The 21,349-nt window shown below is 67.2% G+C and carries 14 protein-coding genes and 1 pseudogene; 4 read left to right on the top strand and 11 right to left on the bottom strand.

Annotation, left to right across the window (positions count from 1 at the left end):
• Window positions 1-5 precede the first annotated feature (5 nt).
• The 3 genes from DV707_RS07970 to DV707_RS07960 all read left to right on the top strand — a co-directional run bounded on the left by DV707_RS07970 (window position 6) and on the right by DV707_RS07960 (window position 2,970).
• The gene (locus tag DV707_RS07970; RefSeq protein ID WP_103992044.1) at window positions 6-269 is read left to right on the top strand and encodes a hypothetical protein; all 264 of its coding nucleotides are present in this window, start codon (window positions 6-8) and stop codon (window positions 267-269) included.
• Between the two features lie 84 nt (window positions 270-353).
• Window positions 354-1,187 (top strand): hypothetical protein, encoded by an 834-nt coding sequence (locus tag DV707_RS07965; protein WP_136361826.1) that lies wholly within the window; start codon window positions 354-356, stop codon window positions 1,185-1,187.
• Between the two features lie 73 nt (window positions 1,188-1,260).
• Window positions 1,261-2,970 (top strand): GMC oxidoreductase, encoded by a 1,710-nt coding sequence (locus DV707_RS07960; RefSeq protein WP_103992042.1) that lies wholly within the window; start codon window positions 1,261-1,263, stop codon window positions 2,968-2,970.
• A gap of 32 nt (window positions 2,971-3,002) precedes the next feature.
• Here DV707_RS07960 and DV707_RS07955 read toward each other — a convergent pair whose 3' ends face one another.
• Window positions 3,003-3,977, bottom strand: a complete 975-nt coding sequence (locus DV707_RS07955) for an endonuclease/exonuclease/phosphatase family protein (RefSeq protein ID WP_103992041.1) — start codon at window positions 3,975-3,977, stop codon at window positions 3,003-3,005.
• Between the two features lie 127 nt (window positions 3,978-4,104).
• On the opposite strand from DV707_RS07955, the gene DV707_RS07950 reads away from it, so the two are divergent.
• Window positions 4,105-4,518, top strand: a complete 414-nt coding sequence (locus tag DV707_RS07950; RefSeq protein ID WP_136361825.1) for a hypothetical protein — start codon at window positions 4,105-4,107, stop codon at window positions 4,516-4,518.
• 111 nt (window positions 4,519-4,629) lie between these two features.
• On the opposite strand, the gene DV707_RS07945 is transcribed toward DV707_RS07950, so the two are convergent.
• From DV707_RS07945 to DV707_RS07900, 10 genes and pseudogenes are all read right to left on the bottom strand, one after another.
• A complete protein-coding gene (locus DV707_RS07945; protein WP_103992039.1) occupies window positions 4,630-6,003 on the bottom strand; it encodes a geranylgeranyl reductase family protein in 1,374 nt (457 codons plus the stop codon).
• A gap of 92 nt (window positions 6,004-6,095) precedes the next feature.
• Window positions 6,096-7,195: pseudogene (locus DV707_RS07940) on the bottom strand (ABC transporter permease).
• Complete coding sequence (locus tag DV707_RS07935; RefSeq protein ID WP_103992038.1) at window positions 7,188-8,420, bottom strand: ABC transporter permease; 1,233 nt, start codon at window positions 8,418-8,420, stop codon at window positions 7,188-7,190. Before DV707_RS07935 ends, DV707_RS07940 begins: the two are co-directional and overlap by 8 nt.
• Window positions 8,417-10,009: an ABC transporter ATP-binding protein gene (locus DV707_RS07930; protein WP_103992037.1), complete on the bottom strand. Its 1,593-nt coding sequence runs from the start codon at window positions 10,007-10,009 to the stop codon at window positions 8,417-8,419. Before DV707_RS07930 ends, DV707_RS07935 begins: the two co-directional genes overlap by 4 nt.
• A gap of 204 nt (window positions 10,010-10,213) precedes the next feature.
• Entirely contained in the window at window positions 10,214-11,359 is a 1,146-nt protein-coding gene (locus tag DV707_RS07925) for a BMP family lipoprotein (RefSeq protein WP_103992036.1), read from the bottom strand.
• 183 nt (window positions 11,360-11,542) lie between these two features.
• Window positions 11,543-12,949 (bottom strand): phosphopentomutase/phosphoglucosamine mutase, encoded by a 1,407-nt coding sequence (locus tag DV707_RS07920; protein WP_103992035.1) that lies wholly within the window; start codon window positions 12,947-12,949, stop codon window positions 11,543-11,545.
• A gap of 249 nt (window positions 12,950-13,198) precedes the next feature.
• On the bottom strand, window positions 13,199-14,140 hold the full coding sequence (locus tag DV707_RS18445) for an ICP22 family protein (RefSeq protein WP_136361824.1): 942 nt from the start codon (window positions 14,138-14,140) through the stop codon (window positions 13,199-13,201).
• Window positions 14,141-14,146: 6 nt separating this feature from the next.
• Window positions 14,147-16,081: a PKD domain-containing protein gene (locus DV707_RS07910; protein WP_160113934.1), complete on the bottom strand. Its 1,935-nt coding sequence runs from the start codon at window positions 16,079-16,081 to the stop codon at window positions 14,147-14,149.
• 119 nt (window positions 16,082-16,200) lie between these two features.
• Window positions 16,201-18,528, bottom strand: coding sequence for a PKD domain-containing protein (locus DV707_RS19170; protein ID WP_160113933.1), 2,328 nt, complete (start codon window positions 18,526-18,528; stop codon window positions 16,201-16,203).
• Between the two features lie 333 nt (window positions 18,529-18,861).
• Entirely contained in the window at window positions 18,862-21,348 is a 2,487-nt protein-coding gene (locus tag DV707_RS07900; RefSeq protein WP_103992031.1) for an NPCBM/NEW2 domain-containing protein, read from the bottom strand.
• Between the last annotated feature and the right edge of the window lies 1 nt (window position 21,349).

Here is a 21,349-nt window from a genome sequence, read left to right as displayed (position 1 = left end):
CGACTATGTCCGTTCGCACCTGGCTCCGGCGTACCGACTGGCTCTGGATGATCATCGGGGGATTCTACCTCCTCGCGTATCTCTTCTGGTATGTTCCCGTTCTCAGGGCACCGCTCGAGCACGTTCGGGACCCGCCGTCGCCGTACCCCTGGCACTGGCCCCTCGACTTTCTCGCGACCGGCGTGACGGGATCGGTTCTACTGGCTCTCGGGTTCCGTCGGGCGACTGAACTGACGTCCGAGGGATCCGCCGACCCGGTCCGTGAGTGAACTGTTCTCGGGTCTGTCTGGATGGGGCGGTCTCCGTCTAATTATTCAGTAAAGATTATTATATTTAACCCCCGATAGAGTCGTATGGGAACGCGCGGCACGCTCGGTCGACTCGTCCGGTGGATAGACGGCCTCTGGCGTGCGGTGACGTCACTGCTCGAGGTGGCCCTCGAGACGATCGGCTTCGGTTCGGACGTCGACCTCCACACGCGGGTGACCTTTCGGGCCGTCACGGACGCGGTCCTCCCCGAGACGCCGGCGCTCGGCACTGAACTCGGTGACGAACACGTCCCCGGTGGACTGGCGATCGCTCTCGACGAGTTCGTGATCACGTACGTCGACGACGGGTTCCAGCTGGGGCTACCCCATATCGGCCCGCACGGCAACATCCGGCTGGCCGACCCGATCGCGCACGCCCTCGACTTCGCGGCGCTGACGCTGTGTGACCGCAGCGAGAACGAGTCCGAGCCGAGCCCGGACCGGCCAGTGTCGCTCCTCGACCCGGGCGAGGCGTCGCCGGAGGCGGTCCGGGACGCGGCCGGGGCGTTCTCGAAACTGTCCCGAAAGGACCGGCTGCGAGCCATCTCGATTCTCGACGAGTTCGAGCTCTCGGTCACGCCCGGCGTCGACGACCTGTTCGAGTTCGACGCCGGCCTCGTCGGCCAGCTCGTCGTCGGATTCACGGAGATGATTTACTACAGCGAGTGGCAGGGCTACGACGAGTTCACACAGCCCCGAGCGAGCGCGTCCACCCGAACGATCCGGCCGCCGTCCAGGGCTGGCGCCAGACCGGATTTCCCGGCTTCGCGAACGGATACGCCGCGCTCCGCGGGTACCTCGGGACGGACGACGGACCGCTCGGGGGCGGCGAAACGTGGACGACCATCGACTCGGACGCCGCGCCACCGGTCCGCATAACCTACCAGCCGGGGTCGTTCCGCGAGAACGAGTACGACACGAGCGACTACACGGAGCCCTATCCGGAGTGACGATGGTCGCCGAGAGCTACGATGCGGTGGTTGTCGGCGCAGGTGGTGACGGTCCGGTCGCGGCCTGGAAACTCGGAGAGGCCGGCCTGTCCGTGCTCCTCCTCGAGGCGGGGCCGTTCTACGGCAACGAGCAGTGGCCCAAGCCCAACGAGGAATCCGGCGGCGAAGCCTCCTCGAGTACAGCCGATTTGAGCGGTGATCTGCTGGACGAGCAGTTCACCACCCGCGAGTTCGAGATGATAAACAAGCTGCTCTTCGGCCCGGCGGACCACGAGCGGGGCTTCTGGTTCCGAAAGTTTCCGGGCGACGGCGCTATCCTCCAGTGTGCGGGCGTCGGCGGGACGACCCTCCACTACACCGGCTGTCATCCGCGGGCCTATCCCGCGTCCATCGACGAGCAGGGCCACTGGCCTATCGATTACGCCGACCTGCTCCCCTACTACCGGGAGGTCGAGAAACTGTGCGAGGTGACGCCCGCGCCCGTCACCGCCAAGGAGGAGCTGTTCTTCCGCGGTGCCGCCCGCGCCGGGTGGGAGTTCGTCGACGACCACAACGTCACCGAGCCGGGCTACCGCCCCCAGCCGAACGCCATCAGACCGCCCGATGCGAAGCTTCACGTGGACGGCGGATACGATGGGGGCTTCACCTACCCGGACGTCCGGGGCGACACGCTGGCGCTGGGGAACATCGCCGGGAATCCCCACCCGCGTGGGGCACCCTACGAAGAGAAGGCGAAGCGGGCGAGCAACGTCAGTTTCGTGCCCGCGGCGCTGCGCACGGGCAACGTGACGATTCGGCCGAACGCCTTCGCCACGGACGTTCGGACCGAAACTCCCCTGGGCGATTCACCCGCGGCGACTGGCGTCGCCTTCCGAGACACGTGGACCGGACGCACGGAGTCCGTCGAGGCGGAGGTGGTCATCCTCGCTGCGGGGGCCATCGAGACGCCGCGGCTGTGGCTGAACGCAGACCTCCCGCGGAACGAGTGGGTGGGTCGCGGGCTGACTATCCATTTCGGGGACAACGTGATGGGGCTGTGGGACGGCACCGACCTCGAAGGAATCCTCGGCAAGCGGACGATCGACCAGCATCAGGGACAAGACATCGCCGCCCGGTTCGATTACCCCGGCCTCGGTATGCTCCAGACGGTCGGCACCGGTCCCGGCATCGGTGCGATCCTCGGATTCGGTGCCAGCGCGTCCGGGTTCGCGTTCCAGAACGACCCCGACGACGCTCCCTGGGACACGATGGGGCGACTCGCGGGAGCGGAACTCAAGCGCCTCCTTTCCGATTACCGACGGATGCTCCAGATCCTCGTCGTGAGTGACGATCGTCCCCACCAGCGCAACGGCGTCACCGTCTCGGAGGCGCTGTCGGACGAGCACGGGCCGATTCCGCTCGTGAACTACGAGCCCAGTCGGGGCGACCGGCAGCGTCGCGACGAACTCGCCGAGATCGCCGCCGAAATCCTGCGCGAAGCCGGCGCCGCACACGTCCACCGCTCCGATTCTCCGCCCACGGCACTTCACGTTCACAGCACGATGCGTATGGGGAAGGTGGTCGACGAGGCCTGCGAGGCGTACGACGTCGACCGGTTGTTCGTCGCCGACCACTCCGCACTGTCCAACGGCGTCGGTGGTGCGAACCCGACCAACACGGGGCAGGCACTCGCTGCTCGAACGGCCGACAGGATCCTCGAACGATACTTCTGACCCGAATGCTGGCTCTCGCTCAGCCTCGGCAGTCAGAGGCTGAACTCTGACCAGAGTGGGTAATGATCGGAGATCCGCCAGGAGAGCTGAAAGTCGCTCAGATCGCGACGAGGGAGCGCGACGTCCCTGAAGTCGAAGTAGCCACTCCGCTCGTGTGCGAGGGAGAGCGCGGGGCGACTGTCGGCCTCCGTGAACCACGCGATCTGGTCGTAGAACTTCTGCTTGTTCGGGTCCTCCGGATCGCTGAACAGCGTTCGCGGGACCCGATGGAGGTCCGCCGGAACGTGCAGCCCGGTGGAGGTGAACGCGTCGTAGCGCTCGTCGCCCATCCGGTCGATGTTGAAATCCCCCAGCGCGATGAGGTTGTGGTCCCACGCGTCGCTGTCCCGGGCCCATCGGTCGAGCCACGCTGCGATGGCTCGGAGCTCTCCGGTCCGTTCGGTCGCGGAGTCGCCGTAGAGCACGTGAAGCGTCACGAGCACGAAGCTCTCGTCGCCACAGCGGAAGCTCACTGCGTACGGCGTGCGGGCGAACTGCCGCTGGAGGGCGTCTGGACCGATATCGTCCAGTTCCTCGCGGGGCACCACCAGTTCGGCAGCGAGACCGCCGATCTGGACCTTTCGCTGGTCGAAGAGAAAACCGAGGCGCTCGTCGTTACCGGGCGCGCCCCGTGTGACGTCAGTCAAAATCAGCCCCCAGTCCGAGCCGAGAAATGCGAGCGTCTCGCGGAGCGCCTCGAGGTCGCCCCGGACTTCCTGCAGGGCCACGACGTCGAAGCGCCGGATTATCTCGCCGATGACCCGAATCGACTGCAAATCCCGCGTCGGGCTATCGTCGGCGTCGGCCACCCACTTTCGGGTGAGGCCGCCGAACGCGCGGACGTTCCACGTCGCGATCAGGAGGTTCCGGTCGTATATGCGGGGCGGAATTGCCTCGTCGAGGGCCGAGGAGAGGGTTTCCTCGTCGCGCTGAATCGCTGGCGGCGGCGCGTCCGTGACCGAGGCCATTGCGGAGACGTTTGCGCCCGGGTATCATAAACCACGCCGGCGGTTTCCGGGAGAGTTCGAACGCTCGCCGGAAACGGGTCGTCGCCCGCAGCGATATAGCTATTCGTTCGGGAAGTGACCTAGCCATATGCGTCTACGTCGATGGACGCCTCTCACGTATCTGTGTCCGAACCGCTACGTGGACCGCGATCCGTTCTGGGCGGAGTTCGACCTCGAGCAGTGGTCAGAGTCGACCTACGAGTGGACGGAGGACCCCTGGAACGGCTTTCGCGACTTCGCCCAGCGGCCCGTGGAAACTGTCTCCCGAGGCACCGGCGACTGTGAGGACTACGCGCTCGTCGCGGCGTCCTGGATGGTCGCGCAGGGGCGCGAGGGCACGGGTATCGCGTTCTGCTGGGAACCGTCCCGCCCGTGGCCGACGCACGTCATCGCCTTCGAGGACGGGCGCGTGTACTCCTCGGGGAACATCACGGAAGCGACCGTCGACGACTGGATCGCCGACTCGAAGTACCGGTTCGCCCTCGAACGGCGCGTCGGCTAGTCCGTTGCCTCCGCCTCCCCAAACCACGTCCGGAGAGATACCGACGAGCGGCCACGGGCTGCCGAGAGTGTCAATTCGCGCCCGCAACGAAACAGCCGAAACGCGGCCGGCTCAGTACTTCGGCTCCGCGCCGGTGACCGCGTAGATGTCGTCCATCAGGGCGTCGCGCTGCTCCTGCCAGACGTCGAGCGCCTCGGGCCGGCGCGGGTAGCGCGCGTAGTGCTCCATCAGGTCGTCCGCGAGGCTCTTCGTCTTATAGAAGTTCAGGATCTGCCCCCAGTAGCCGAAGGAGTCCTTCGCCGTCTTCGCCAGCAGCGTCGGGCCGAACGACGTCGTCCCGGAGTACAGCGCCTCGGCGAGTTTTTCGCCCGGGAGCGAGGCCAGAAGCCCCATCAGGTCGTCCACGTCGACGGCGGTCGAGAGGACGTTGTAGACGTCGAGGCCGGCGTAGCGCGCGCCGAAGTGGTCCATCACACGCTCGTTGTAGCGCCACAGCGATCCCTCGCTGACGTCGCCGTCGGCGATGGCGCGGACGGCCTGTTCGCCGGCGTACGTGCCGGCGTAGGCCGCGCCGGCGATCCCGCCACCGGTGGTGGGGTTGACGTGGCCGGCGGCGTCGCCGACGGCGAGGAAGCCGTCCGCGACCGCCGAGTCGTAGGGTCGGCGCGTCGGGAGCGCCGCGCCGAGTTTGTCTTTCACCTCCGCGCCCTCGAACTCGGGGCGGTCCCGGAGGTCCCGCTTCAGGTCGTCGACGAGCTTCATCGGCTCCTCGTTCATCTGGAAGCCGAGGCCGGCGTTGATCGTCGTCTCCGTCCGCGGGAAGTACCAGAGGTACCCCGCCGCCCGCTCGGTCGGCTTGAAGACCAAGGCGTCGTCCCACTCGACGGGCTCGGGCACCTCGACGATCTCCCGGTAGGCCGAACAGAACTGCGAGTAGGAGACGTTCGTGTCGAAGCGGGAGTTCGAGAAGTCGGTCTTGTCCTGGAGAATCGACAGCGAGCCCGCGCCGTCGACGACGACGTCGGCCGCGAACTCGACGACGTCGCCGTTCCGCTTGCCGCGGACGCCCGTGACGGTGCCGTCGTCGTCCTGGAGGACGTCCTGGACGACCGTGTCGTAGTGGAGGTCGGCGCCGGCGTTCTCCGCGCCCTCGATGATCAGCCGACCGTACTCCCAGCGGTCGATGACGGCGAGTTCGCCGGGGACGGGAATGTCGAGGACCGTGTCCTCCTGGGGAATCTCGAAGCGGCCGTGATCGACGCCCGTGTTCGTGAAGGAGCCCTCGATCTGTGACTTCGGGATCGATTCGGGGAACGCGTCCGCGCCCTTCAGCGCGTCGCCGCAGGCGATGTGCCCGGCTTCCTCGGCGGGTTTCCGCTCGACGATCGCGACGTCGAGACCCTCGCGGGCGACGGTGGCCGCCGCGTAGCAGCCGGCCGTCCCCGCGCCGACGACGACGACGTCGTACTCGTGGGAGGTACTCATCGTTCCGTCTCTCGCGTGCGAGCGGAAAACTCTTTATCCCTCGGCCGGCCGGCGACGGGTCCGGGGTCTCCGGGTGAGGCGAGGACGGTCCGCTACTCCTCGCCGGACTCGTAGTGCTCGCCCGCGGCCTCGGGGATGCGCGTCCGCCCCACCAGTGCGAGGACGATGATCACGACGACGAACGGCGTGATCCGGATGAGCTGTCTGGGGACGCCGATCCCCTGCAACTGGAGGGCGGTCTGCATCGCGTCGAGGCCGGCGAAGAGCATCGTCGAGAGGAACGCGCCGATCGGGTTGTAGTTGCCGAACAGGTAGGCCACGATGGCGATGAATCCCTTGCCGTTGACCATCGTCGGGCCGTTGCCGGTGAACTGTCCGAGGTCGAGCGAGAGCGCCGCACCGCCCATCCCCGAGAGCACCCCCGAGAGGAGCACCGCCGCGTACCTGACGCGAGCGACGCTCACGCCCGCGGTGTCGAGCGCCTTCGGGTTCTCGCCGCTGGCGCGGACCCAGCGGCCGAACGCCGTGCGCTCGAAGACGTACCACGAGAGACCGACCGCGAGAAAGAGCAGGTAGACCGAGGGCGACGCGGAGAAGAGCGCCCCGAAGAACGGGACGTCGGCGAGCACCGGCACCGAAATGGCTCCGGGCGTCGGAACCGTCGGCGTGTTGGGGCCGCCGTAGATGACCTGCGAGGCGAACGGCGCGAGGCCGAGCGCGATGAGCCAGACGGCCAGCCCCGCGATGATCTGGTCCGCCCGGAACTCGATCGTGACGATGGCGAAGAGCAGCGCGAGCAGCGTGCTCGCGAGGATCCCCCCGCCGAACCCGATCCAGACGCCGCCGGTGAGATCGGTGACGTAGATCGCGGTGAACGCCGAGATGATGAGCAGGCCCTCGAGCCCGATGTTGATCACGCCGGACTTCTCCGAGAAGATCCCCCGAGCGCCGCGAAGGCGATCGGAACGGAGAGCCGCAGCGCCGACGAGAGCGTGTTCTCGCTGGCGATGACGTCCGCGAAGGTACCGACGATCGAGTCCGGGAAGAGCCAGCCGCCGACGAGCAGGGCGACGACGGCGAGGACCGTCACCGCGGCCGTCAGCACCCGCGTGGAGTACTGCTCCAAAAAGCCGCTTTCGGACGCGGATTCGGGCTCGGACTCCGCGTCGGACCCCTGAGAGGCCTCACTCATCGTCGTCACCCCCGGGCGCGCCGCCGTCGGTCGCGACGACCTTCGACCCCGTGTCGGTCACCCGCTTTCCGACGAGTCGGAAGAACTCCGGCATCGCCACGAAGAGGATGATCAGCCCGCGGAGGACGCCGACCAGTTGCGGCGGGACGTCGGTCGCGAACTGGACGACCGTCGTCCCGCTCTTGAGGACGCCGAACAGCAGCGCCGCGAACCCGACGCCGAGCGGGTTGTTGCCGGCGAGGATCGAGACGGTGATGCCGTCGAAGCCGTAGGAGGGGACGCCGGACTGGAAGGATCCGAGGATCATCATCACGTACATCGCGCCGGCGACGCCCCCGAGCGCGCCCGACAGCGTCAGGCTCGCGACGATGGTCCGGGCGGCGTCGACGCCGCCGTACTCCGCGGCGTCGGGCTGGATGCCGCTCGTCCGGACGTCGTAGCCGAAGGCCGTGTGTTCGAGCAGGTAGTAGAGCGCGCCGACGGCGACGACGCCGAAGAACAGCGCGACGAGCGAGAAGTCCTGCCGGCCGCCGAAGAGCACCGTGGGGAACTGGGCGTACTCCGGTAACGGGACGGTCTGGTTCGCCGCGCTCTCGGGGTCTTTGAACGCCCCGCTGACGAGATACAGCGTGACCCCGGTCGCGATGAAGTTGAGCATAATCGTCGTGATCACCTCGTTGGCGTCGGCGTAGGCCTTCAGGAACCCGGGGATCGCCCCGTAGAGCCCACCGAACACCGCGCCGACGAGCACCCCGAACGGGACCAGGAGGAACGTCCCGACGACGCCCGAGACGAGCGAGGACGCCCAGAGCACGAGGACCGCAGTGGCCATCCCGCCGACGACCATCTGGCCCTGGGTGCCGATGTTGAAGATGCCCGCGCGGAATGCCAGCGCCACTGAGAGCCCCGTGAAGAGCAGAAGCGTCGTCTCCCGGAGCGTCACCGAGAACTGGCCGTCCGGCGACCAGCCGCCGCTGAAGGGGTCGCCGAGCGCCCCGAGGAACAGCCGATCGAAGACGACGACGGGGTCGTAGCAGAAGCCGGTCCCGAAGTAGTAGACGGCCTCGCCCGCCGTGCACGTCGTCATCCGCCCGGCGACGAGGACGAGGACGGCGCCGACGAGGATCGAGAGCACGAGCGACGCGGTGCTGATGAGGACCCGCTCGGTCGCCGACGCCCCCGCCAGCCGTTCGAGGACCTCCCGAGCCCGGTCGCGGACGCTCACGCGCGCTCACCGCCGTTCGGCGCGTCCGTCGACCCGGGTTCGGCCTGCCGCTCGCGTCCGTCTGTCCCGCCCTCCGTCGGACGCTCGCCGGCCATCAGCAGTCCCAGTTCCTCCTCGGTCGTCTCCCCGGGGTCGACCACGTCGATGAACTCGCCCTCGTACATCACGGCGAGGCGATCGGAGAGCCCCTGGACCTCCTCCAGTTTCGAGGAGACGAGGACGATCGCGACCCCCCGTTCGCGGAGTTCCAGCAGTCGCTCGTGGATGAACTCGATCGAACCGACGTCGACGCCGCGGGTCGGGTGCGCCGCGACGACGAGTTCGGGGTCCCGCGAGAACTCCCGGCCGACGATGAACTTCTGCTGGTTCCCCCCGGAGAGCGACTCCGAGGTCGAATCCGGGTTCGGCGGCCGCACGTCGTACTCCTCGATGATCGACTCGGCGTGCTCCCTCGTGGCCGACCAGTCGATGCGACCGTTGGGGCCGAGTTCGGGGCTGTGTTGGCTCCCCAACAGCGCGTTCTCCACGAGGTCGAAGTCCATCACGAGCCCGCGCTCCTGTCTGTCCTCGGGGATGTACGCCATCCCGGATTCGATGCGTCGGCGTCGGGAGGTGTCGGTGACGTCCTCACCGAGGAACTCGATCCGGCCCGATTCGGGGGCCGAAAGCCCCGTCAGCGCCTCGACGAGTTCCGACTGGCCGTTGCCGTCGACGCCCGCGATGCCGAACACCTCGCCCGCTCGAACGTCGAGCGAGACGTCGTCGACCGCGCGGACGCCCCGGTCGTCCTCGACGACGAGGTTCGACGCCGCGGCGACGACCTCGCCGGTCTCCGTCGGCGGCCGATCGACGTCGAGCAAGACCTCCCGCCCGACCATCAGTTCCGCGAGGTCCTCGCGTGTCGTCCCGTCGGCGTCGACGGTGCCGACGTTGCGGCCGTCTCTGAGGACGGTGATCTCGTCGGCCGCGCGCATCGCCTCGCCCAGTTTGTGCGTGATGAAAATGATCGTCTTGCCCTGGTCTGTCAGCTCTTCGAGCACCTCGAACAGCTCTTCGACCTCCTGCGGCGTCAACACGGCCGTCGGCTCGTCGAGGATCAGCACGTCCGCGCCGCGGTAGAGCGCCTTGAGGATCTCGACGCGCTGTTGCTCGCCGACGGAGACGTCCTCGACCCGGGCGTCGGGGTCGACGTCGAAGCCGTAGCGCTCCGAGAGGTCGACGACGGCGTCGCGAGCGGCCGCCCGGTCGACGGTGAGGCCGCCCCACTTTCGCGGTTCGTTGCCGAGCGTGATGTTCTCGGTGACGGTCATCGGGTCGACCAGCATAAAGTGCTGGTGGATCATCCCGATGCCGGCGTCGATGGCCTCCCGCGGCGAGTCGAACCGCCGTTCGGTGTCGTCGACGAACACCTGCCCCGACGTCGGTCTGTAGAGTCCGTAGAGGACGTTCATAAGCGTCGTCTTCCCCGCACCGTTCTCGCCGAGGAGGGCGTGCACAGTCCCGCGCTCGACGGCGAGGTCCACGTCGTCGTTCGCTACGACACCCGGGAACCGTTTGGTGATCCCGTCGAGGTGGACGGCTGTATCCATAGATCTGTCTCCCCTTGAACGGGGGATCAACGAATAGGTTTGGATATTCGGCGGCCAATGCGGCCTCCCGCGGGAACGCGCCTACTGCGGCAGCGCGATGAGGTCGACGTCGCCCGCGGTGAGATCGATGCGTCGCGGTGAGATCGATGCGTCGCGGTGGGATCGATGCGTCCGCGATGAGGTCGATGCGTCGCCCGCGATGACCTACTGCGGCGTCGACGGCACGTCGATGTCGCCCGCGATGATGTCCTCGCGCGCGGTCGCGACCTCATCGGCGACGTCGTCGGGGATCTCCGAGCCCAGCTGGTCGCCGTAGACCAGCGCGACGCCCTCCTGATCGAGGCCGAGTTCGATGGTGTCGCCGCCCTCGAAGTTGCCCTCGACGACCGACTCGATGGAGGTGTAGACGGCCGTGTCCACGCGCTTGACCATACTCCCGAGGATGACGTCGGCGTAGGAGGGCTTCGTGATCGACTGGTCGCGGTCGACGCCGATGGCGAACTTCTCCTGCTCCTGGGCGGCCTGGAAGACGCCCGTCCCGGTGTTCCCGGCGGCGTGATAGACGATGTCGGCGCCGCTGTTGTACATCGCCGTGGCCGCCTCCTTCCCCGCGGCGGGGTCGTTGAAGCTCCCGGTGTAGTTCGTGCTCACGTCGACGTCGTCGCTGCCGGCCTCGACGCCCGCGACGAACCCGGCCTCGAACTTCCGGATCAGGTCGGACTCGACGCCGCCGACGAACCCGACGTTCGTCGAGTCGCCCGCCGTCGATCCCGCCCCGGCGGAGAAGTCCCGCGTGGTGAGGAGGCTGGCCATCAGGCCCGCGAGGTAGGAGCCCTCGTGCTCGGCGAACACGTAGTTGTCCACGTTCGATGCGTCGACCACCGAGTCGACGAGCATGAAGTTCTGGTCGGGGTAGTCGGCCGCGGTCTCCGACAGCGCGTCGGCCTGGAGGAAGCCGATACAGCAGACCAGGTCGTAGTCCGGATCGGTCGACTGCGCGAACTGCTGCTGGAACGTGCTGAACTGTGCGACCTCGTCGGGCTGGGCCTCGTTGAACGAGACGCCGAGTTCCTCCTCGGCTTCGAGCGCCCCCTGCTGGGCCTGGTCGTTGAACGACCCGTCGCCGAGCCCGCCCGTGGCGTAGACCATCCCGACGTTGGCCGCCGGACCGTCGTCGCTCGGCTCCGTCGTCGTCTCCTCGCCGCCGGAGTCGCCCGAGCCGTCGCCGCCGCTGGTTTCGGTCTCCGTGGCCGTGTCGCCGTCCGATCCGCCGGTCGGTCCGCCGCTGCAACCCGCCAGTCCCGCGATTCCCGCAACGCCCGTCGCCTTCACGAATGTACGTCTATCCATAGCTGTGTACTCCTATAGAACAATGGGCAGAGAGATGTGCATAAATTCGTCGCTTCTGTCGCTTCACCCGCACTCCTTCCGTCGAAAAGTGGACGGGTATCCGAAGGTAGCAGTCGGCAGTCGAGCGGTTCGGATGACCCCCACAGACGGCGGGAGAACTCGACACGACCCAGCGGTTTCGGTTCAGTCGTCGCCGTCGACTGTGCCGGCGGGGTCGCCGTCGACCGCGCCGGCGACGACTTCGGTGACCGACGCCACGAACGCGTCGACGTCGTCAGCCTCGGCGTACACCCGGACGTACGGCTCCGTCCCGGAGGGCCGGACCAGCGTCCACGAGCCGTCGTCGAACTCCAGTCGGACCCCGTACTCCGTGTCGACGCTCGCCTCGGGGAACGCCTCGGGGAGCGCCGTCTCCAGACGAGTCATCACGTCGGCCTTGCGGCCGTCGGGGCAGTCGACGCTCACCTTCCGGTAGGGCCGTTCGGTGATCGGACCGCGGAGGCCGGCGAGCCCCTCGGCCGCCACGAGGCGCGTCAGCACGGCCGCCGACGCGATCCCGTCGATCCAGCCGCCGTGGTCCGGGTGGATGTGCTTCCACGGTTCGGCGGCGAAGACGACGTCGCCGCCGTCGGCCCGCACGGCGGCGATGCCCTCGTGAAGCGCGCCGAGACGGACCCGCTCGACGCGGCCGCCGGCGTCGCGGACCCGCTCGTCGATCCGGCCCGAAGCGTTCGGCGTCGTCACGACGACGGGGTCCGCCGCGTCCGCCGCCCGGACGAAGTGCGACGCCAGGATCGCGACGACGGTGTCTTCGTGGACGACGTCGCCGTCGCCGTCGACGATCACGATCCGGTCGGCGTCGCCGTCGTGGCCGATGCCGAACGCGAAGTCGCCCTCGCGGACGAACTCCCGGAGGTCCGAAAGCGTCTCCGGCGTCGGTTTCGACTCCCGGCCGGGGAAGTGCCCGTCGACCTGTCCGTTGAGCGTGACGACCCGCGCGCCGAGTTCGCGGAGCACCTGCGGCGTCCCGAGCGCGCCCGTCCCGTTGCCGAGGTCGACCGCGACGTCGAGCCCCGTCGCGTCCGCGCCGTGGGCCTCCGCGTAGTCGACGACCGCCGCGCGGTAGGCGGGGAGCACGTCGATCCCTTCGGCCTCCCCCCACTCGTCCCACGCGGCTGGCGAGTGATCGTTCGCGACGCGGGTCTCGACGCCCCGCTCGCGCTCCCGGTCGTACTCCTCGCCGTCGACGAAGATTTTGATCCCGTTGTCGGTCGGGGGGTTGTGCGAGGCGGTGAGCATCACGCCGTGACGGCTCTGCGAGGCGTACGCGAGCGCCGGCGTGGGAGCGACGCCGATCCGGCGGACGTCCGCGCCGGCGGACTCGACGCCCGCCTCCACGGCCGACGCGAGCGCCGGTCCCGTCGCCCGACCGTCGCGCCCCACGACGACCGCCGGCCGTCGCGCGGCGTTGCCCGTCTCCGCCGACTCGACCGCGTCGACGCCGACCGCCCGCCCGACGGCGAGCGCGAGTTCGGGCGTCACGCGGTCGCGCGCAGAGCCGCGGATGCCCGCGGTTCCGAAGAGTTCCATACCCTCCCTGGCTCCGCGATCACCTATAAATTCACGCTTGCGAGTCGGAGACCGCAGGGCGAACTGTCCTGCCGCCGGGAGCACGCGACGGATCGGGCAGCGGGGCCCCCGAAGAAACGGGCGCAGGGACCGTAGAGGAGACGCTCAGGACCGTCGGGAGGGAGTAGGAGAGGAGACGCTCAGGACCGTCGGGAGGGAATAGGAGAGGAGCCGCTCAGGACCGTCGGGAGGGAGTAGAGGAGGCGACGCTCAGGACCGTCGGAACCGATAGAGAGCGATCGTCGCGAGCACGAGGACCCCGACCGCACCGACGGGGCCCGCGAGCGACGCCCCGCCGGGACCGGACAGGGCGATCCGATCGGTGCTCCCGTCGGCGTCGGTCACGCCTTCCCGTCCGCGCTCGTCCGCGGTCCGATCGTCGGTCCGTGCGGTCGTGGGGGCGTCCGTCGCCTCGTCGCCCTCACCAGCGGCCCCCTCGTTCGCGGTGTCGGCGGTACCGGCGGAGTCGCCGTTCTGACCGTCGGATGCGGCGCTACCGTCGTTCGAGGCCTCGTCACCGGACGCTGCGGGCGTCGCGCCCGAGCCACCGGCGTCGCCGGAGTCGGTCGCGTCACCCAGGGAGTCGCCGGAACCCGTTGCGTCAGCCTGAGAACCGCCGGCGCCGGACGAGCCGGAGCCGTCAGAACCGGAGCCGTCGGCCGCGACGGTGATCGTCGGGCGGTCGACCGAGTCGACCGTGTAGGCCGTTCCGTCTTCGTCTCCCAGGGACTCGACGTCCACGTCGACGGCCGTCTCTCCCGCCCCGTCAGCGCTGAGGACGACCGTCGCGACGGTGACGCGGCCGGTGTCTGCGGTGTCCGCGAGCGCGGCGCTCAGTTCGACGCCGTCGTCGCGCTCGCTCACGTCGGTGAGCCCCGGGTTCCCGTGGAACCTCACGTCCGCGACGGACGCGACCGCCGGATCCGAAAGCGTGAGCGTGGCTTCCACCGCGCCGACGCCGCCGTCGGCGTCCTCGACGACGATGTCGACCGCCGTGGTTTCGCCGGCGGCGACGTCGGTGGCCTCGACGGACACCCCGACGCTCGTGGCGGCGGCGGCGGCCGCGACGCCGCTCACCGCGCCGAGAACCACGGCTAACGCGAGGGCAAGCGCCCCCAGTCGCACGCAACGTCGGTGTGTCGTTCTAGCCATCGTCGATCAGAGGACGATCTCCTGGTAGAACAGGGCCTGCACGTCGAGGATGTCGAACTCGCCGTCGCCGTTGAAGTCGAAGGCGTCCGGGGAGTTCTGCACGACGGCGCTGTTGCGCTCGACGAACAGCACCTGGACGTCGAGCACATCGACATCCCCGTCGCCGTCCACGTCCTCGTGGGCTCCGTCGCCGTCGGGGTCCTGTGCGGGTGCCTTCGAGTTACCGACCACGAGTTCGGAGACGGTGATTGAGGCGCCGTTCGTCGCGGTGACGTTGTAGGCCTGTCCGGACTCGGTTCCGAGCGCGGCCACGTCGAGTTCGAGGTCCGTCGTCCCCGCGGACTGACCGGCGACCGTCACGTTCGCGACGGTGACGGAACCGTTCTGTTCGGTGTCGAGCAGTGCGACCTCGACGGTCGCCGAGGCGTTGTCGGGGGCGATTTGGATGTCAGTCGTCGCGTCGTCGTCGACCGAGACGTCCGTAATCGTGGCGGTAGAGTCGTCGTCGACCGAGAGCGACAGCGAGTACACGCCGACGCCGCCGTCGGCGTCCTCGACCACCACGTCGAACGTGCTAGCGCCGTTCACGGCGATCAGATCCTCGTCGGGCGACAGCGACACCGCGGTCGACAGATCGGAGTCGGGCATCTCGGAGACCGTCACCGTCTGCGTGGTGCTGGCGGTCGCGCCGTCGTCGTCGGTGACCGTGAGAGTGACGTCGTAGTCACCGGCGGAGACATAGGCGTACGTCCCTGACTCACCGGTCGCGTCGACCGTTCCGTCGCCGTCGAAGTCCCACTCGTAGCTCTGGATCGAGCCGTCGGGGTCGTTCGAGGCCGACGCGTCGAAGCTCACCGACTGGCCGACTTCGGGATCGGTCGGCGACGCAGTGAACGCCGCCGATGGCGGCTGGTTCGTTGGCTGCGTCTGGACGGTCACCGACGTCGTCGTCGAGTCGGTGACGAACTTGTCGGTGGCCTGGTTCACAGCCGATCCATCGGCGGTGACCGTGTATTGACCGTCGGTCGCATCGGAGGGCACGGCCACCGTGTAGGTGACGGTATAGTCACCGCCGGCGAGCCACACCCACTCCTGAGTGGAGGGCTTGAACGTTGCTGGCCCCTGCGCGGACTGGCTCTGGATCGACCAACCGGCTGGTAGCGTCACGTCGAGGGCTGGCGCGTTGGCGGCCGTCGTGGATATCGTCGCGTCGAACGTCACCGTCTCACCGGGCGCGACCGACGCCGCTTGAGCCGACTGCGAGACCGTCACGTCGGCCGCCGGTTCCGGATCGTCGGTGTCGGTGTCCTGGACCGTCACCTCGACGGTGTCTGTGTCACTCGTCTGGCCGTCGGAGACCTGGACTTGGAACGTCAGAGTCTCATCACCGTCGACGTCGGGTGCAGTGAACGAGGGTCCCTCCGAGGAGGCGTCGGAGAGCGTCACGCCCGTGCCCGCGTCGTCGGTCACGCTCCAGGAGTAACTCAGACTGTCGCCGTCCGAATCGTCAGACCCGGAGCCGTCGAGCGTCACGGTCGCTCCTTCGTCGACCGTCTGGTCGTCACCTGCGTCTGCGTTCGGCGGCTGGTTCGTCGGTTGCGTCTGGACGGTGATCGTCGTTGACGCACCGTTGTTTACGAAGCTATCGTCGGACGGATCGATCGCCGATCCGTCGGCGGTGATGGTGTAGTCACCGTCGGCCGCGTCGGTGGGGACCGACACGGTGTAGGTGACGGTATACTCGTCACCGGACAACCAAACCCACTCGTTGGTAGAGGGCTTGAACGTTGCTGGCCCCTGCGCGGACTGGCTCTGGATCGACCACCCGTCGGGGAGATCGACCGCTAGCGCCGGCGCGTTGTAACTGCTGGCGTTGATCGTCGTTTCGATCGTGACCGTCTGCCCTGGTGAAGCCACCGACTGGGCCGCGCTCTGTTCCACACCGACGGTGTCGGCTGGTTGAGGGATTGCGGCTGCCGGTGAGAGGACCGATAGGGCGACCAGCAGCGCGAACGCGATTGCCGCAAAGCGCCTGCTGCGTGGCGAATCATCGGGCCACATCAGTTCCCACCTCCGTTGGCGGCGTCGACCGTCTCGTCCTCAACCCACATATCGATGAGCTGTTGCATCTGCGCGGTCGAGATGGTCTCACCGTCGGTTCTCGGGACTGGATCGTCGTCAACCCAGAGATCGATCGCCTGCTGGATCTCCTGAGTTCCGATGACGGAGTCGTCGCCGGCGTCGTTCAGGCTCGCGACGGCCTGGGAGATGGATTGATCGTCAGGTGCCTGTTCGTCTACAGTGACCGTCTGCGTCGTCGAGTCCGTTGCGCCGTCGTCGTCGGTGACAGTGAGCGTGACCTCGTAGTCACCGGCCGTCAACGGAGTGAATGTCGTCGTTTCGTTTGTCATCGTTATGTCCTGAGTTTCATCGGTCGTCGCGGAGATCGCGACATCGTCAACGTGCCAGTAGTCACCGTTGGTTGCGTCAGCGCCTTGCTGGCGGAAGCGAACCTGCAAGCTGTCGTGGAATGCAGCGGCGTCCGAGATCACGACGCTCTCCTCGACGATCGCACCGGGCGAAACCGTCGATTCGATTCGACCGATCTCGACCCAGTCGCCGCTGGAAGACAGGTATTCGACGACGAGATCCTCTTCGTCGTTCGCGTCGGGATTTTCGCTGAAGTCGTCGTGGCCCTTCTGGACCCAGTAGTTGATCTCGATCGACTGCGTCCCCGCGGCGTCGACCGCCGGGGAGACCAGCGCGCCGGCGCCACCGTGGTGGAACGCCGACAGACTGCCCGAGTTCGACGTGGCATCGCTCACGCCGGCCGACGCCGTCCCGTCAGTCGATCCGTGACTCCAGCCAGCCGCCGAAAGCGAGCCCGACTCGAAGTCGGTGTCGAGGAGCGTGGTATCGCCCGTCGTGCCGGGCGTCTCGATCGTCCATTCGTAGCTCTGGATCGAGCCGTCGGCGTCGTTCGAACCGGACGCGTCGAGAGTCACTTTCTGATCGACAGTGGGGTCGGACGGCGACGCGGTGAACGCAGCCGACGGACTCTGGTTCGGCGGTTCGCTGACGGTCACCTGCTGGGTCGTCGTATCGATCGCGCCGTCGTCGTCGGTCACGGTGAGCGTCACCGTGTACGTGCCCGCGCTGTCGTAGGCGTGCGAGGGAGACGCGCCGGTGGCGGTGGTCCCGTCGCCGAAGTTCCACTCGTAGCTCGCGATCGCGCCGTCGGAGTCGCTCGACCCCGAGGCGTCCAGCGTCACCGTCTGTCCAACTTCGGGATCGGACGGCGTCGCCGAGAACACCGCCGTCGGATCCTGGTTAGTGGGTTCCTGAACGGAGACGGTCAGGTCGGTCGTATCGGTCACGAACGAATCGTCACTGGGATCGACGCCGGAACCCTCGGCTGCGATCGTGTAGTCGCCGGACGAGGTGCCGACGGGCACCTGTACCGTGTACGTGACAGTGTTGAACCCGGTGATACCGGTCTCAGAGCCCTGTTGGCCCCAGACCCAGGCGGGCTGTGGGGGACCGTATGTGCCGCCGTCGTCGGTGTGGCTCGTGACGGACCAGCCGTCGGGGAGTGTGACGTCGATGCCGGGGGCGTTGACGTCGGTGTAGTCGATGGTCGTCTCGACGGAGACTATGTCACCGGGCTGGACCGTGGTCGGCGAGGTGGCCGTCTGGGTGACCGAAACGCTCGGGTTCAGAGTCGGTGCGGGCGACTGGACGGTCACGTCGACCGTGTCGGTCGCGGTCTTACCGTCGTCGTCGGTGACGGTGAGCGTCGCGGTGTAGGTTCCGTTGGTGTCGTAGGTGTGCGACGTCGTTGCGGTGGCAGCCGTGGCGTCAGTCGTTCCGTCGCCGTCGAAGTCCCACGCGTAGGTGTCGATCGACCCGTCGGAATCGCTCGACGCCGAGGCGTCGAAGGTCACTGACTGGCCGACTTCGGGATCGGTCGGCGACGCGCTGAACGAGGCACTCGGCTGTTGGTTGTCCTGGACCGTGACGGTCAGTTCGTCGGTGCTCTCCAGAAGCGGTCCGCCGGCGGGGTTGCCGGCCGATCCGACGGCAGAGAACGTGTACTCACCTTCTGAGGCGTCCGTGGGGACCTGAACCGTGTAGGAGACGGTGTGATTCCCGGTCGCACCGGCCTCGCCGCCATCCAGCCAGACCCACGCGGGCTGGGGGGGTCCGTACGTGCCGCCGTCGTCGGTGTGGCTCGTGACGGACCAACCGTCGGGAACTGTGGCGTTGATTCCGGGTCCGTTGACGTCTGTGTAGTCGATAGTTGCTTCTATTGTGATCGTTTCCCCGGGGGCCACCGTCGTTCCCGACGTGGCCGTCTGAGAGATCGATACGCCTGGTTCTGCTGCCACCGTCCCGATCGGACCGAAGACCGATGTGACGAGTAGCAGCGCTACGAGCACAGCGGTGATCCGACCGGCGCGTGGAGCGATGTGATTCATTGTGGTTCCGTGTCGGTGTTTAATCTATTTGACATTCAATTCGTCTGCGTCGTGTGGAACGTTCGTCGTGAGCTTCGCGCATCGATCGCTCCACGATTCTCTCGGGCGGTAGACAGTGGCGTAGCGGGACGCAACTGTCGCCAGTGGCGAGGGAAGACCGTGGAAAGGAGGCGTCGGGTGTCCTCGAGCGATACCGGGGTTCAATCGTGCCGTCATCGGCACAACCGACGCTTCTGTCATCTCTCACTCACCCCCCGGGCCGATCATCGACGCCAACGATTGCGACGTGGCTTCACTGTCGTCGCCGACGGTGCCGCCGGTCGACCAGAGGTTGATGATCTCCTGTATCTGCTGGAAGCCGATGGTCTCGCCACCGGTTCCCGGCACGGGATCCTCTCTCGCCCACATATTGATGGCCTCCTGGACCTCCTGGAAGCCCACCGTCCCGTCCGGACCCGCGATCGCCTCGGGGACTGTCTGGGTCGTGACGCGCGCTTGCAACCAGTCGGCGTGGTCGTACGAGGTATCGCCGCCGCCGTCGGCGACGAGCGTGAGCACGCTGACGTCGGAAACGTCGATATCGATGGAGACTGGTCCTTCAGGATGGGTCACCGGGCCCTCCTCGGTGATGATCTGCCCGTCACCGAGCACCCGGAAGACGACGCCGTTTCCGCCTGCAGCTCCGCCGGTGAACTCGCCTCCTTTCTCGTCCATACCGACCTGGGCCTGGAACCGGGCAACGTTCCGATCCAGGCAGTATCGTATCTCGGAGGTCGCGTGCGTCCCGATACCTTTGTCGTACGTCTGTCCGTCGACCTGTAGCGCGTTGCCGGAGACGGCCTCGTCCCTGCCGAAATCCTCGAAGGTGTAGCCGACAGTGAAATCGATCGCCTCGAGATCACTCAGATACGTGTCGCTCGTCGGTGCACCGGTCGCGTCGGTATCGATCGACTCGAAGTCGAACCAGAGGACGGAGTTTTCGCTCCCGGCAGGATCCGACTGGTCGAGTTCGCTCGCAGTGAGTCCTGCCCGGTGGATTCGAACCCGGTCGACGACCGTTCCGTCCGTGAGTTGCCGCGTCGGATTTCCGAAGTTACGGCCGATTTCAACCGGGCTCGTCGTGTCCGCGAGCGTTCCCGAGAACGGGACGCTGTCTTTCTCCGCGCCGTCGACGTAGAGTTTGACAGCGCTGCCGTCGTACACACCGGCGAGGTGATGCCAGGTTCCCTGCCAGTCGTCGGGGACGGGCGACCGGGGCGTGTAGAACTCTCCCTCGGAGCTGACCGCGAATTCGAGTTGGCCGTTCGCGTCGTTCGCCAGGGAGGTCCGGTGGAGCGAGTACTGACCTGTTTCACCGACCTTCGTGACGTAGGGTTCGTACCCGTTCCCGCCGGCTTTCGGGTCGGTGGGTTTCACCCAGCACTCCACCGTGAACGGCGGATCCGTTACGTCGATGCTGGGACTCTCCGCGACAGTAACGTACCCGCCGTCGTTGAACTGCAAGCCGTCGCCGTCGTAGGCAGAGACCTGCGACACGTTTCCTTCGATCGTCCCGTCGTTCCCATTATCGGTCAGGTCGGGCACGGTTTTGGTGACCGGACAACCCCCGCTGTCTGGGTTGTCGGGCGCCGAGCTGTCGATCGTGATCGACTCGACAGTGGTGGGACCGTTCTGCTTGGCACTGGCGGAGATCGTGACCTCCTCTCGGGGCGCGTTCGTATCGCCTCGATTGATGTGGTCGATGTAGCCACCGCCGTAACTCACGTCGAACTCCTTGAGTTCGAGTTCGAGCGTGTCCGACCCCACGGTTCCCACGAGGTAGTTCAGGTTCGTGTGCGTCCCCCAGAGGGACCCGTGAACGATCTGCCAGATGCCGTCGACCTTGTCGGTGGTGATGGCGTGGTGTTCGCCACACAGGTAGGCGTCGACACCGTACTGCTTCATCGTCTGCCAGAACGCGGACGACTGGCCCCCCTCCAGGTAGAGGCCGCTCGAATTCCGGGTGTTGACGCCGGGAATGACTGGTACGTGGCCCTGAACGACGATGAAGTCCTTGTCCTGGTGGTTCGAGAGGGTGTTCTCGAACCAGGTGAGCTGGTCGCCGGTAACGCTCAGATGCACCTCTCCGTTCTTCAGTTCCCACGTGTCTACCGTGACGAACAGCGCGTTGTCCTCGACGAAGTAGTAGGCCAGTTCCTCCTTTCCCGTCGGGCCGTTCGTGGGATGATCGAAGATCTCCACGAACTTCTGTTCGAACGTGGGGACCAGGTCCAGCTTCCAGTCGGGCCAGTCGTTGTCGCCCCGCTCGTGGTCACCCGGAGCGACGTACACCGGGAGGTTGCTGTTCTCGAATCGCTGTTTGTATCCGACCCAGTATTCGTCTGCCAGCGTCTCGACCTGCTGTTTGTCGGACCACCAGCGGGCGTCCATAATGTCTCCCGCGGAGAGGGCGAACTCGGCGCCTTCCACGGACGTGAGCTGGTTGAAGAACCAGTCGATCGCGTCCTCCCAGCCGGACTGAGGATTCGCGATGTCCCAGTTGTACATATCCGGAACGCTCACGAAGGTGGTGTCGTCAGGTGCCGCCTGGGCCCGTCCAACGGTCAGACTGGACGCCATCCCGGCGACGCCGAGTGCCGACGTTCCGCGAAGCACGTCTCTCCGACTAATGCGATGCTCGTTCCGCGCCGATTCCTCCGAAGAACCGTTCGGGGTGGTTCGTTTCTTCATA

It is taken from the genome of Halobellus limi (assembly GCF_004799685.1).
In the GTDB taxonomy this organism is placed as follows: Archaea; Halobacteriota; Halobacteria; order Halobacteriales; family Haloferacaceae; genus Haloquadratum; species Haloquadratum limi.
The sequence above is the reverse complement of the archived record's forward strand: the minus strand, read 5'-3'. Positions and strand labels throughout refer to the sequence as shown.

What these genes read in the sequence shown, in the direction of transcription:
- DV707_RS07970 (WP_103992044.1), top strand. Translation starts at nt 6, where the DNA reads ATGTCCGTTCGCACCTGGCTCCGGCGTACCGACTGGCTCTGGATGATC.
- DV707_RS07965 (WP_136361826.1), top strand. Translation starts at nt 354, where the DNA reads ATGGGAACGCGCGGCACGCTCGGTCGACTCGTCCGGTGGATAGACGGC.
- DV707_RS07960 (WP_103992042.1), top strand. Translation starts at nt 1,261, where the DNA reads ATGGTCGCCGAGAGCTACGATGCGGTGGTTGTCGGCGCAGGTGGTGAC.
- DV707_RS07955 (WP_103992041.1), bottom strand. Translation starts at nt 3,977, where the DNA reads ATGGCCTCGGTCACGGACGCGCCGCCGCCAGCGATTCAGCGCGACGAG.
- DV707_RS07950 (WP_136361825.1), top strand. Translation starts at nt 4,105, where the DNA reads ATGCGTCTACGTCGATGGACGCCTCTCACGTATCTGTGTCCGAACCGC.
- DV707_RS07945 (WP_103992039.1), bottom strand. Translation starts at nt 6,003, where the DNA reads ATGAGTACCTCCCACGAGTACGACGTCGTCGTCGTCGGCGCGGGGACG.
- DV707_RS07930 (WP_103992037.1), bottom strand. Translation starts at nt 10,009, where the DNA reads ATGGATACAGCCGTCCACCTCGACGGGATCACCAAACGGTTCCCGGGT.
- DV707_RS07925 (WP_103992036.1), bottom strand. Translation starts at nt 11,359, where the DNA reads ATGGATAGACGTACATTCGTGAAGGCGACGGGCGTTGCGGGAATCGCG.
- DV707_RS07920 (WP_103992035.1), bottom strand. Translation starts at nt 12,949, where the DNA reads ATGGAACTCTTCGGAACCGCGGGCATCCGCGGCTCTGCGCGCGACCGC.
- DV707_RS18445 (WP_136361824.1), bottom strand. Translation starts at nt 14,140, where the DNA reads ATGGCTAGAACGACACACCGACGTTGCGTGCGACTGGGGGCGCTTGCC.
- DV707_RS07900 (WP_103992031.1), bottom strand. Translation starts at nt 21,348, where the DNA reads ATGAAGAAACGAACCACCCCGAACGGTTCTTCGGAGGAATCGGCGCGG.